Source organism: Mucilaginibacter sp. P4_D1 (genome assembly GCF_056401935.1).
Window position 1 is genome coordinate 1 of the sequence record NZ_JBFUIJ010000029.1, and the last position, 12,963, is coordinate 12,963.

The following is a 12,963-nucleotide window of genomic DNA, read 5'->3' on the forward strand; positions in this document are numbered from 1 at the left end:
GTTCATAAATTCAATTCTTTTGAAAACACTTAAAATAGCGATCCAGAAATCTGGTCGTCTCAACGAAAAATCTGTCGAATTATTAAAAAATTGCGGCTTAAACTTCGAAAACTACAAAAGTTCCTTAATCTCGCCAGTTTCCAACTTCCCTTTAGAGATCCTTTTTCTGCGCGATGATGATATCCCCGAATATGTTCAGGATGGCATTGCCGATTTGGGTATTGTAGGCGAAAACGTAATAGAGGAAACCGAAGTTGAAGTAAGCTACCTGCAGCGCCTTGGTTTTGGTAAATGCTCGCTTAAAATAGCGGTGCCAAACAATAATGATATCGCCACGCTTGAAGATTTGAACGGCAAAGCTATCRCTACCACCTACCCTGTTATATTGGGCAAGTTTTTAAAGGAAAAAGGTATTACTTCTGATATCCGTACCATTTCTGGTTCGGTTGAAATCTCTCCCGGCCTGGGCCTGTCTGATGCTATTTGCGACCTGGTATCAACCGGTGGTACATTAAAAAGCAATGGTTTAAAAGCATTTGCCGATGTAATGTCGTCAGAGGCTATCCTGATTAGCAGTAAAGCTACTGAAAGCAATGACCTTGTTCAGGAATTGATACAACGCATCCAATCGGTTTTACGCGCCAAAGAGACTAAGTACGTGGTACTTAACGTTCATAAAGATAACCTTGATACAGTGATCGCTTTATTGCCGGGGGTTAAAAGCCCGTCGGTAGTGCCATTGGCCGAAGCTGATTGGGTAGCTGTACACACCGTAATACCCGAACGTGATTTTTGGGACAGGATAAGCCAGCTAAAACAAGCCGGCGCGCAAGGCATTGTAGTAATGCCGATTGAGAAGATAATATTGTAGGCTAAGCCCCCTAACCCCCTAAAGGGGGAACAAGACGGGGCTATGTAAACAAAACTATAACTTTCAAAAAAACTCCCCCTTTAGGGGGTTGGGGGGCCATATGAAACTATTTAAGTATTCAGAACTTACTGCAAAAGATATCCAGAAACTGGTTCAGCGTAATGTTGACCCAGCGAATGAGATCCGTGCCGTTGTGGAGGAAGTGATTGCCAACGTGCAACAGCATGGCGACAGCGCTTTGATTGATTATGCCCAAAAGTTTGATAAGGTATCGCTAACTAAGCTTTATTTGGATAAGGCCGAGCTGGAAGAGTTGGCTGAAGCTATTACACCAGAGCAAAAAAATGCCCTGGAAACCGCTTACAGCAACATCTATAAATTTCACCAAACACAGCTAAAAACCGAGGACAAGGTAGAAACCATGCCCGGCGTTACCTGCTGGCGCGAGTTAAGGCCGATTGAAAAAGTTGGTTTATATATCCCCGGCGGATCGGCTGTGTTGCCAAGCACATTTTTAATGCTGGGCATCCCGGCGCGCATTGCAGGCTGCCATGAAATTGTTGTTTGCTCGCCTCCGCAAAAAAGCGGCAAGGTAAATGCATTTATAGCATATGTGGCGCTATTGTTAGGTATCGATAAAATTTATTTGGCGGGTGGTTCACAGGCCATAGCAGCAATGGCTTACGGTACAGAAAGCATCGTCAAGGTTGATAAAATATTTGGTCCAGGCAACCAGTTTGTAACCAAGGCTAAAACACTTATCCAGTCAACAACCACTACGGCTATTGATATGCCGGCAGGGCCGTCAGAAGTTTTGGTTATTGCAGATGATACCGCTGTGCCGGCTTATATAGCTGCCGACTTATTGGCGCAGGCCGAGCACGGTATCGACAGTCAATCGGTGTTGGTTTGCACATCGGCTGCAATTGCAGAGGCTACATTGGCAGAAATAGAAAAGCAATTACCCGTATTACCAAGGGCCGAAATTGCCGGTTTAGCGTTGGATAACTCCTACATCGTAGTGACATCCAGCCTGGCCGAAGCCATGGATTTCAGTAACCGGTATGCGCCTGAACACTTAATTTTGGCAACCCACAGCTGGGAGCAGATAACCGGAAGTATCATTAATGCGGGCTCGGTTTTCCTGGGAAATTTAACGCCAGAGAGCGCCGGCGATTATGCATCAGGCACCAACCATACTTTGCCAACCAGCAGTTATGCAAGGGCTTACTCTGGCGTATCGGTGGATTCTTTTGTAAAAAAAATTACTTTCCAGCATATCACCCGTGAGGGTATCCAAAACATTGGCCACACGGTTGAAATTTTGGCCGAGATGGAAGGCTTGCATGCGCATAGAAATGCGGTGAGTATTAGAAAAAGCCCCCAAACCCCCTGAAGGGGGATTACGTCCTAAAGCCTTTAGGTACGCAAATTAAGATTTATTAAAATGAGTGAAGAAATAAAACAACAATACTATAGCGGCCCCGATGGAAACTCCCCCTTTAGGGGGCTGGGGGGCCTACTCAGAGAAAACATCAAAAAGCTTGTGCCCTATTCATCGGCACGTGATGAGTATCAGGGCGAGGCCAGTGTTTTTTTAGATGCTAATGAAAATGCCTACGGTTCGCCGTTAGCAAAGCAATTTAACCGCTACCCCGATCCTATGCAATACGCCATAAAAATGCGTTTAAGCGAGATCAAGGGCGTACCAGCCCGCAACATATTTATAGGCAACGGCAGCGATGAAGCTATCGATATCCTGTTCCGCAGCTTTTGTAACCCCGGCGTTGATAACGTGATCCTGGTACCGCCTACGTACGGCATGTACGAGGTATCGGCCAACATCAATGATGTGGAGGCCCGCAAGGTTTTACTAACCGAAGATTACCAGCTGAATTTGGAAGGCATTGCCGAAGCGATTGATGAACATACCAAGCTGATATTTATCTGTTCGCCAAATAACCCGACAGGCAATTCCATTAACCGCGCGGATGTTGAAACATTACTGGCAAACTTTAATGGAATCGTAGTGGTTGATGAAGCCTACATCAATTTCAGCAGGCAAAAAACCTTTATACAGGAACTTACCGAGTATGCCAATTTGGTGGTGATGCAAACCTTATCCAAAGCCTGGGGACTTGCCGGCTTGCGCGTAGGGATGGCCTTTGCCAGTGAAGAGATTATCGAGGTGATGAATAAAGTTAAACCACCTTACAATGTTAACGAATCATCGCAGCAGTTAGCTTTAGAAGCCCTGGCAAACGTTGACCAGGTAAATGGCTGGATAAAAGAGACCCTTTTACAACGCGACAGGCTGGTACTTGCTTTGAAGGACTTTGATTTTGTGGTAGATATTTACCCATCAGATGCCAACTTTATTTTGGTAAAAACAACTGATGCCAACGGCATTTATAAATTTTTAGTGGGTAAAGGCATCATTGTACGCAACCGCTCAAAAATTGAATTGTGCGAGGGCAGCTTACGCATCACTGTGGGCACTCCCGAAGAGAATTCGATTTTATTAGAGACCTTAAAAAGCTTTGATAAGCAATAGAACATAACCACTAATTCAAAAATCAATAATTATATTGATGAGCAAGCTACAAAAAATACTCTTTGTTGATCGTGATGGCACCATGATTAACGAAACGCCGGATGAGCAGATAGATTCGTTCGAAAAACTAACCTTTTACCCCGGTGCGTTAACTTATTTACCCAAAATAGCCAAAGAACTTGATTTTGAACTTGTAATGGTTACCAACCAGGATGGTTTAGGTACCGCTGTTTACCCCGAAGATACCTTTTGGCCGGTGCATAACTTTATCCTCAAAACGTTTGAAAGCGAGGGCGTAAAATTTGCCAACCAAATCATCGACCGCACCTTTGCAGCCGACAAAGCCCCTACCCGTAAACCGGGAACTGCGCTACTTACGCAATACTTCGACACGGAAAAATACGACCTTAAAAATTCTTTAACCATCGGTGACCGGAAGAACGATGTACTGCTTGCTAAAAACCTGGGCGCTAAAGCAATCTGGTTAAATAACCAAACTAACTTAGGCGGTGGCGAATTTACCGAAGAGGACCATATTGGCGACACTATCGCATTAGAAACTACCGATTGGCAAAAGGTGTATGAATTTTTAAAACTGGGAGAACGTGTTATTGAACACCGTCGCAGTACCAAAGAAACAGATATCTACATCAAAATAAACCTGGATGGCACCGGCGAATCCAAAGTATCAACCGGGCTGCATTTTTTTGACCACATGCTTGATCAGATTGCCCGTCACGGCAGCATCGACCTGGAAGTGGTTGCCAAAGGCGATCTTCATATTGACGAACACCACACTGTTGAAGATACCGGCATCGCTTTAGGCGAGATTTTTGCCACAGCTTTGGGCAACAAAATGGGTATTGAACGCTATGGCTTTTGCCTGCCTATGGATGATTGCCTGGCACAGGCAGCTATTGACTTTGGCGGCCGCAACTGGATAGTTTGGGACGCCGAATTTAAACGCGAAAAAGTTGGGGATGTGCCAACCGAAATGTTTTACCATTTCTTCAAATCATTCAGCGACGCTGCAAAATGCAATTTGAACATAAAAGCCGAAGGGCAGAACGAACATCATAAAATAGAAGCTATATTTAAAGCCTTTGCGAAAGCAATAAAAATGGCTGTTAAACGTGATGTAAATAAGATGGTTTTACCAAGCACTAAAGGGCTACTTTAGGCGAAGCCCCCTAACCCCCTGAAGGGGGAACAAGAGTTGACAAACATGGATGAGATAGAACAAAATATGGATTCGGTAAATACTAACCCGCCGGACAGCTCCCCCTTCAGGGGGAGGGGGGGGCTCGGCATCATCCGATACGGCGCCGGAAATATTTTCTCACTTACTGCAGCACTCGACAGATTGGGGATTGCTTATGGTATGGTGAATACTGTGGATGATCTTGAACTGTATGACAGGTATATCATCCCTGGTGTTGGGCATGCCGGTGCGGCAATGAAAAAACTGGAATCGACAGGTTTAGTGTCAGCTATTAAGGCCCTAAAAAAGCCCACTTTGGGAATTTGTGTGGGGATGCAGTTACTCACCTCCTACTCCGAAGAAGGCGATTCGACCCTGCTTGGCCTGTTCCCTATTAAAACTTTACGGTTTAAGGATAGCAATTTATACAAGGTGCCCCATACCGGTTGGAACCAGGTTTATCCCGAAAAGGAAAACCCGTTATTTGAAAATATACCGTCAGGATCACATTTTTACTTTGTACATTCATACTTTATTGAGTTCGATAAAGCTTACACGTTACTATCGGCCAATTATAACAACGAATTTTCGGCATCAATTTGGCGGGATAATTTTTATGGCGTACAATTTCACCCCGAAAAATCGGGTGCGTACGGCGAAACACTTTTAACAAACTTTTCAAAAATATAAAAGACATGTACATAATTCCCGCTATCGATATTCTGAATAAAAAAGTAGTTAGGCTACGTGAGGGTGATTACCAACAGGTAACAGAATATGATGTAACGCTTGAAGAAATGATTGAGCGGTACCAAAGCAACGGCACCAATTTCATCCATATTATTGACCTTAACGGGGCTAAAAACGATTTCAGCAACCAGCAATACCTGTTTGATGTAATCCGCAAAACCGATATGAAGGTGCAATACGGCGGCGGTATCCGCAGCATCGATAAAGTGAAAGAGCTAATTGACTCGGGTGTTCACCGTGTTATTGTAGGCACACAGGCTTTAACCAACCCCGAATTTTTACCCCAATTAGGTAAAGAGATTTGCGGCCGCGACAAGTGCTCCGACCAGGTGGTTATTGCAATAGACGTGTTGGACGAAGTAATCAAATACTCCGGCTGGATGGAAAGCTCGCCAATTAAATTAATGGACTACGTTGATAAATGCCTTGCTTTAGGCTTTTTCCGTTTTTTATGTACCGATATCAACAAAGATGGCAAACTGGGCGGCGCGGGTATTGAGCTTTACGAAAAGCTGCTTGACCATTCGCCTTTCATTAAACTGATAGCATCCGGTGGTGTAAGCTCGATGGATGACGTAGAGAAACTGAGTCGTTTAAAGGTAGAATCAGTTGTTGTAGGTAAAGCGATCTATGAAAACCGGGTTACTATCGAAGATGTGAAAAACTGGAATTTAGAGGCCCTCATATCGATATAGAAGCGAAGCCCCCTAACCCCCTGAAGGGGGAACCATAGTTGTTTAAAATGAAGAAAAAGATGTTCTTGGGCGCTGGTGCTCCTATCTTTAGGAATGCAGAAGAACTTCGTTATCGGATGATTGATGCTGAAGAGTTGCTATGGGGTTATTTAAAAAACAATCAATTAGGATTTAAATTCAGAAGGCAACATCCTTTAGGCATCTACATTGCTGATTTTTATTGCCACAAAAATAAGTTAGTAATAGAATTGGATGGCAGCATTCATTTGCTTCCGGATGTAGCTCACAACGATATTGAACGGCAGCGTAATTTAGAACTTGACGGCCTAAGGGTAATACGCTTTACAAATGATCAAATTTTCAATAATCTTAATAAAGTATTGGAACAAATAACCACGCAAATCAAAGGCTCCCCCTTCAGGGGACGGGGGGGGCTCGCCAAGCGAATTATCCCCTGTTTAGACGTTAAAGACGGTCGCACCGTAAAAGGTGTAAACTTTGTTGACCTGCGCGACGCGGGCGACCCGGTTGAGCTGGCCTGGAACTACTCGAGGCAGGGCGCCGACGAACTGGTATTCCTGGACATTACCGCAACAGTTGAGCGCCGTAAAACGATGGTAGAGCTGGTGAAGGCTGTGGCCAGGCAAATAAATATCCCATTCACCATCGGCGGCGGTATTAACGAAATTGCCGATGCTGATGCGCTTTTAAACGCCGGTGCAGATAAGATCTCGATCAACTCGGCAGCGGTACGTAACCCGGCTTTAATTGATGAGTTGGCCAAAGCATTTGGCGTTCAGTTTGTGGTAATTGCAGTAGATACCCGCAGCATTGGCGACAAAAACGTTGTACACCTGAATGGCGGCAGATTGCCTACTGAACGGGAAACATTGGAATGGATAATGGAGGCCGAAAGTCGTGGTGCCGGCGAAATTTTGCTTACATCAATGGATCATGATGGTACAAAAGCCGGGTTTGATAACAAGTTATTAAAAATTGTTAACGATGCGGTACACATCCCAGTAATAGCCTCGGGCGGAGCAGGCTCGGTACAACATTTTGTTGATGTATTTGAAAAAACAAATATTGATGCGGCATTAGCAGCTTCGGTATTTCACTACGGCGAGATATTAATTCCGGATTTAAAAGCGGTATTGAAGAGTAATAATATAGAGGTGAGGATATAGGGGATCGGGTTGCGAGGTTCGAGGCTCGGGTGTTGTCAGTTTTAAAACAAACGTTTTACCCGAACCACGAACCTGGCAACTGGCAACATGTAACACCTCGCCCACCCGCGTTAGGGATTGCAGCGGATACCGGCCCGTGATTAAGGCTTGTGCAGTATGAGCGTAAAGCCCGGGCCAAAGGTAACGCCCTGATTAGCATGGTATAGATGCATGGTGTAGAACACACCCCTGCCACCACGCAATCCGGCCCGCCCCCTCTCGAGAGGGGAATTTTAAAAAGAACACGAACCTGGCAACCCGCAACAGGAACCAGAACAACAGATATGAATATAGATTTTAACAAAACAGACGGTTTAGTACCGGTTATTATACAGGACGAGCAAACTTTAGAGGTGCTGATGCTGGGTTATATGAACCAGGAGGCTTATGATAAAACCATACAGGAAAATATAGTTACATTTTTCTCCCGCTCAAAAAACCGCTTGTGGACCAAAGGCGAAACCAGCAGTAACTTTTTGCATGTAAAAAACATCAGCATTGATTGCGATAATGATACCCTGTTGATAAAAGTTAAAGCAGATGGCCCTACCTGCCATACCGGCTCGCGCAGTTGTTTTAACACCGGCTATAACCAAAACTTTATTTTGGAGCTGGAAAATATTATTGCCGATAGATACGAAAATCCGGTAGAAGGATCATACGTAAACAAGCTGCGGAATAAGGGACTTAACAAAATAGCTCAAAAGGTTGGCGAAGAAGGCGTTGAAACCGTTATAGCCGCTTTGGCAGAAACAGAAACCGACTTGATTAATGAATCGTCCGACCTGGTTTTTCACCTGTTGGTTTTACTTCGGGAAAAGGGATTAACGTTGGAAACGATAGCTAAAAACCTGGAAAACAGGCATAAATAGTCATTAGTCATTGGTCATTGGTCATTGGTCATTGGTCATTGGTCATTAATGGAGAACTTAACGTGAAGCATGTTGTTTTTTATATTTTGTTGTTTTGTTTCCTTTTTATTGGCAATGCCAATGCGCAACAAGATGGGCTTAGGGCTAAGATTGCCGACATTGCGAAGGATGCAAAGGGTACTGTTGGGGTTTCGGTATTAAACCTTGAAACGGGTGATACATTAACTTATAACGGCTACCTGCATCAGCCGATGCAGAGTGTGATGAAATTCCCGATTGCCATTACCGTTTTGCACGAGATTGACGAAGGGAAATTCACATTAGATCAGCAGGTTCGCCTGGATAAAAGCGATTTATTTAAAACGTATAGCCCCTTGCAGGATAAATATCCCGACGCAAACGTGAATGTTTCGATAAGGGAGTTGCTAAGCTACATGGTATCGTTAAGTGACAATGTAGCCTGCGACAAGTTATTAAAAGTTTTAGGAGGAACGGATGTAGTAGATGCCTATATACACCATATCGGGATCAAAAACTTCTCGATAAAAGCATCCGAATATCAAATGGCGCAGGCCTGGGATGTACAGTTTACCGATTGGGTAATGGCTTCTGAGCTTACGCATTTATTGAGCGTAGCTTTTAAACCCAATTTCCTTTCCGCGGCCAGCCACGCCTATTTATGGAAAATTATGCAGGAAACCTCAACCGGCCCCAACCAGATTAAAGGTTTATTGCCTGTTGGTACAATAGTTTACCATAAAACCGGCCGATCTGGCACCAACGAAAAAGGAATTTCGGCAGCTACCAACGACACCGGTATTATAACGCTGCCTAACGGCAACCACCTGGCTATTGCCATTTTGGTTACCAATTCGCCCGTTGATTTGAAAGCCCGCGAATTGGTTATTGCCCGCATTGCAAAGGCAGCCTATGACGAAGCCATAAAATAGATTGCTTTTGCCGGGTCAATTCCCCTTAAAGCATCATCCTAAAATCCTATTTTTGTTAAAAGTCACGTATCAACTATTCACCGATCTTGATACTTGATACTTACTACTTGATACTAAATTTGCTACTTGCTACTTAAAAATGATTGCAGAAAAAATAGCCGAACTTACCGGGCATGGCAACCCTATTTTTACTTTGGAGTTATCACAAAAACCGGGGATACTATTTACCGGCGGCAATGATAAAGGATTGGTGGAGTGGAACCTGAAAACAAATGCCTTTATTAAAGTAATGTTCCCGGTTAATGCATCTATTTATGCCATTCATTGCCCGGCGGGTTATCCATTAATGTTTGCAGGCTTGCGTAGTGGCCAGGTGCTGGTTTTTGATTTTATCCAGCAAAAGGTCATCAAATCGCTCAATCATCACCTTAAACCGGTGTTTGATATCAAGTCTGTCAGTGGTAAAAAAGAGCTACTGATAGCCTCTGAGGATGGTACAGTATCTGTTTGGAGCCTTGATACATTGGATATAGTGCACGGCATTAAAGTATCGGCCGATACGGTTCGTTGTATAGCAGTTTCACCGGATGAAAAGCAGGTTGCTTTTGGATGCAGGGATAATGTGATTAAAATTTACGATTTAGAGGATTACACCCTAGTGAAGGCGCTGCACGGGCATACCATGTCTGTTTTTGCATTAGCCTACAGCATTGATGGTGCTTACATTGTATCGGGCGGGCGCGATGCGCAGGTAAAAATCTGGGATACAACATCGTATCAGTTGGTTAAAAACATCCCGGCACATTTGTTTGCGGTTAACCATATCCTCTTCCACCCTACCCAGCCTTATTTTGCTACGGCCAGCATGGATAAAAGCATCAAAATATGGGGGGCCGATGATTTTAAACTGTACAAGATCATCTCCCGCGAAAAAGSATACCCAAGCCACCCCCTGTCAATAAATAAACTGGCGTGGAACGGCGATCAGCTATTATCTGTTAGCGATGATAAAAATATTTTTATTTGGGATATAAAGTTCCAGGATTAGCCCTACTTATAAAAACCTTCTGATGCTATGCAATTTATGGGTATGGCGTTTCATCTCGGCGGAATAAATACCATCGTTATCAATAAGGTCGATTTTTACTTTGCCGGATGCATGGATAATGTACTCGTTATTTAGCAGGATACCCACGTGGGTAATACGCCCTTCGGGATTATTAAAAAATGCCAGATCACCAAGGCGGCATGCTTGCAGGTTGGCAACTTCTTTACCTTCTTCGGCCTGCTGGCTTGCATCACGCATGAGTTTTATTTTGTTCAGGGCAAATACTACTTGTGTAAAGCCCGAGCAATCGATACCAAAATGGGTACGGCCGCCCCATAAATAGGGTGCATTTAAAAACGACTTTGCTGTAGTCGCCAAATCTTCCTTTTCGCCTATTTCGCCAATGATCTCAAATTTATCATTTCCTATTTTACAGGTTGTCCCCTTTAAACCGGCAAGTGAGCTGCCGGCTGGTAAATAAATTACCGAGTTATCAATGATTTTCCAGGCCTGTGTTACCGGTCTGTAAGTTAAAACCGGGGGATTGCTTTGCTGGGTTTTATAGGCTATATGACCAAGCATGGCAAATTGCAGCCTGCCTATCCAGCCTGTATAGTTATCAGTTGTTGTAACAATTTTAACCCAGCGTTCGGCCCACTCCTTAATTTCAAATGTTTCGCCAAATAACACCTGCGATACCTGTTCGCTCCTGTCGTCGGGCAAAGCGCGAAGTGGAATTACTGCAAGGTTACAAATACCATATTCCATAGATCAGTTTAAGTTGCAAAAATTAATGTAACTAAGATTGCAATAAGCAATAAAATAATTACAATGTTTAATTGGTTTTAAAGATATATTTTAGCCTGGGGAGGGGGATAACGCTAAAATCTACAAGGCTAATTTATTAAATTATTAAACGCCAAATAATTTTATTTAAAAAACAAGCAAAAAAAAGGGATCAGCAAGCTAATCCCTTTTCAAAATATTTTTTGTTGAAATTATTCATTCATATGCAGCCAATCTTTTTTGGCTAACAATTCTTCCTGTGTTTCGCGGATATCTTCATCATCCACACAGCAATCAACCGGGCAAACGGCAGCACATTGCGGCTCATCATGAAAACCAACACACTCGGTACACTTATCGGGTACTATATAATATATCTCGTCGGATAAGGCAGCCTGAGTTTCCTCGGCATTTAAAGTATTGCCATCTCCAAAATCAATAATTCCTTTAAGGCCGGTACCATCGCTAAAACGCCATGCCGCACCTGCATCATAAATTGCATTATTGGGGCATTCCGGCTCGCAGGCTCCGCAGTTTATGCATTCATCGGTGATTTTAATCGCCATATTTCTAAATATATAATAATCTCAATTAACTTTGCCCGTAATTTACAAGCGCACAAATATAACAAAAAAAGGCTTTAGGGGTTTAAATCCTCACCATATATATGTCAAAATTTAACATAAAAAATTCCATAAATTCATTTTCAGCCTTAGGAAAGCAACTAATTGCACCCGATGCACAGTTAATGGCCATTATTGAAGACGAGCGCTACCATAACGCCTGGTTTACACCCGACAGTGTATTACAGGCAGTAACCGCCATTGGCAAAATGCTAAACGAGGATGATTTGCAAACCTGGCTCTCAAAATATAACCTTGATAACCACGCCCCGGGCAAAAAAGTAGGCCTTATTTTGGCAGGTAATATCCCGCTGGTTGGTTTTCATGATGTGTTGTGCGTGCTGGCATCCGGCAATCACGCGTTAATCAAAGCATCGTCACAAGACGCACGGCTAATAAAAACTGTTTTGGAGCGCTTAGTGGCCATTGACGACAGCTTTGCCAACCAATTTAGTTTTATAGAGCGCTTAGCGGATTTTGATGCCGTTATAGCTACCGGAAGCAACAATAGCTCGCGCTATTTTGATTACTACTTTGGCAAAGTGCCAAACATCATCCGTAAAAACAGGAATAGTATTGCCCTGATAACCGGCGATGAAACTGCTGAGCAACTGTTTAACCTTGGCCATGACATTTTTGATTATTATGGCCTTGGTTGCCGCAATGTGAGCAAGCTGCTGGTACCAAAGGATTATAATTTCAATTTCTTTTTTGAATCGATTGAAGATCATAAGGCTATTATCCATCACCATAAGTACAACAATAATTATGACTACAACAAATCCATCTACCTGGTAAACAGCGATAAGCACCTTGATAACGGGTTTTTGATGGTAAAGGAAGATGACCGGCTGGCATCGCCACTTGCGGTACTGTATTTTAGTTATTGCGATGATCTTGCCCAGGCGCAGGAATTATTGCAAAAACAAAGCGATAATATTCAGTGTATTGTTACCAATGCTCCCATCAATGTAGCCAGCCAGGTAGTAAGCTTCGGCCAAAGCCAGCACCCCGCATTATGGGATTATGCCGATGGGATTGATACAATGGAATTTTTGTCAAATCTTTAAAATAACAATACCTTTGGTTTTTGAGGCGAAAGCCGAAAGGTAAAAGGCAAAAGGTTGTACCGGGTGCTTTTACCTTTCTCCTTTTACCTTTAACCTTTCACCTTAAAAAATGTATATTATAAAAGTTAAAGGCGTTGCCAAAATACCCGATTACGTACAGCTGCGGGATGATAAATTTACGTTGCTGGCTTATTTCAGGGTAGATAGGCCCGATAAATCGTTGGATAAGGTGGGGCTGGCGGATAAGTCGGAATATATTATGAATATTATTAAGGATTTACCTTTCGGGCAGATCCTGAAATTAGAGCTATAAAAAA

At 43.3% G+C, this 12,963-nt stretch carries 14 protein-coding genes and 1 pseudogene; 13 read left to right on the forward strand and 2 right to left on the reverse strand.

Going from position 1 to position 12,963, the window contains the following annotated elements; translation table 11 throughout:
• The first annotated feature begins 19 nt into the window (after nt 1-19).
• The 11 genes and pseudogenes from hisG (at nt 20) to AC1DV1_RS20995 (ending at nt 10,167) form a co-directional block, all read left to right on the forward strand.
• Nucleotides 20-871, forward strand: a complete 852-nt coding sequence (gene hisG, locus AC1DV1_RS20945; RefSeq protein ID WP_477363098.1) for an ATP phosphoribosyltransferase — start codon at nt 20-22, stop codon at nt 869-871.
• A gap of 100 nt (nt 872-971) precedes the next feature.
• Nucleotides 972-2,267 (forward strand): histidinol dehydrogenase, encoded by a 1,296-nt coding sequence (gene hisD / locus AC1DV1_RS20950; protein ID WP_477362888.1) that lies wholly within the window; start codon nt 972-974, stop codon nt 2,265-2,267.
• 51 nt (nt 2,268-2,318) lie between these two features.
• The gene (gene hisC / locus AC1DV1_RS20955) at nt 2,319-3,425 is read left to right on the forward strand and encodes a histidinol-phosphate transaminase (protein WP_477362891.1); all 1,107 of its coding nucleotides are present in this window, start codon (nt 2,319-2,321) and stop codon (nt 3,423-3,425) included.
• A 37-nt stretch (nt 3,426-3,462) separates the two neighbouring features.
• Nucleotides 3,463-4,605 carry a bifunctional histidinol-phosphatase/imidazoleglycerol-phosphate dehydratase HisB gene (gene hisB, locus AC1DV1_RS20960; protein ID WP_477362894.1) on the forward strand — a complete coding sequence of 381 codons (1,143 nt, stop codon included), beginning with the start codon at nt 3,463-3,465 and terminating at the stop codon, nt 4,603-4,605.
• Nucleotides 4,606-4,671: 66 nt separating this feature from the next.
• Nucleotides 4,672-5,316, forward strand: a complete 645-nt coding sequence (gene hisH, locus AC1DV1_RS20965) for an imidazole glycerol phosphate synthase subunit HisH (RefSeq protein WP_477363101.1) — start codon at nt 4,672-4,674, stop codon at nt 5,314-5,316.
• Between the two features lie 5 nt (nt 5,317-5,321).
• Complete coding sequence (locus AC1DV1_RS20970; protein ID WP_147059700.1) at nt 5,322-6,071, forward strand: 1-(5-phosphoribosyl)-5-[(5-phosphoribosylamino)methylideneamino]imidazole-4-carboxamide isomerase; 750 nt, start codon at nt 5,322-5,324, stop codon at nt 6,069-6,071.
• Between the two features lie 59 nt (nt 6,072-6,130).
• Nucleotides 6,131-6,463 (forward strand): annotated as a pseudogene (locus tag AC1DV1_RS20975) (endonuclease domain-containing protein); the annotation flags it as partial.
• A 9-nt stretch (nt 6,464-6,472) separates the two neighbouring features.
• Entirely contained in the window at nt 6,473-7,258 is a 786-nt protein-coding gene (gene hisF, locus AC1DV1_RS20980) for an imidazole glycerol phosphate synthase subunit HisF (RefSeq protein ID WP_477363104.1), read from the forward strand.
• Between the two features lie 323 nt (nt 7,259-7,581).
• Nucleotides 7,582-8,169 (forward strand): bifunctional phosphoribosyl-AMP cyclohydrolase/phosphoribosyl-ATP diphosphatase HisIE, encoded by a 588-nt coding sequence (gene hisIE, locus AC1DV1_RS20985; protein ID WP_477362897.1) that lies wholly within the window; start codon nt 7,582-7,584, stop codon nt 8,167-8,169.
• Nucleotides 8,170-8,231: 62 nt separating this feature from the next.
• A complete protein-coding gene (gene bla, locus AC1DV1_RS20990; protein WP_477362900.1) occupies nt 8,232-9,119 on the forward strand; it encodes a class A beta-lactamase in 888 nt (295 codons plus the stop codon).
• 139 nt (nt 9,120-9,258) lie between these two features.
• Nucleotides 9,259-10,167, forward strand: a complete 909-nt coding sequence (locus AC1DV1_RS20995; RefSeq protein ID WP_477362903.1) for a WD40 repeat domain-containing protein — start codon at nt 9,259-9,261, stop codon at nt 10,165-10,167.
• Between the two features lie 6 nt (nt 10,168-10,173).
• Here the strand turns inward: AC1DV1_RS20995 and AC1DV1_RS21000 are convergent, their stop codons facing one another.
• Both AC1DV1_RS21000 and AC1DV1_RS21005 read right to left on the reverse strand, forming a co-directional pair.
• Nucleotides 10,174-10,935, reverse strand: coding sequence for a C40 family peptidase (locus AC1DV1_RS21000; RefSeq protein WP_477362906.1), 762 nt, complete (start codon nt 10,933-10,935; stop codon nt 10,174-10,176).
• Between the two features lie 230 nt (nt 10,936-11,165).
• On the reverse strand, nt 11,166-11,519 hold the full coding sequence (locus AC1DV1_RS21005) for a 4Fe-4S dicluster domain-containing protein (RefSeq protein ID WP_090647487.1): 354 nt from the start codon (nt 11,517-11,519) through the stop codon (nt 11,166-11,168).
• 101 nt (nt 11,520-11,620) lie between these two features.
• Here AC1DV1_RS21005 and AC1DV1_RS21010 point away from each other — a divergent pair, with 101 nt between their 5' ends.
• The gene (locus AC1DV1_RS21010) at nt 11,621-12,646 is read left to right on the forward strand and encodes an acyl-CoA reductase (protein WP_477362909.1); all 1,026 of its coding nucleotides are present in this window, start codon (nt 11,621-11,623) and stop codon (nt 12,644-12,646) included.
• Nucleotides 12,647-12,755: 109 nt separating this feature from the next.
• Entirely contained in the window at nt 12,756-12,959 is a 204-nt protein-coding gene (locus AC1DV1_RS21015) for a fructose-6-phosphate aldolase (protein ID WP_090647478.1), read from the forward strand.
• The last annotated feature ends 4 nt before the right edge of the window (nt 12,960-12,963 follow it).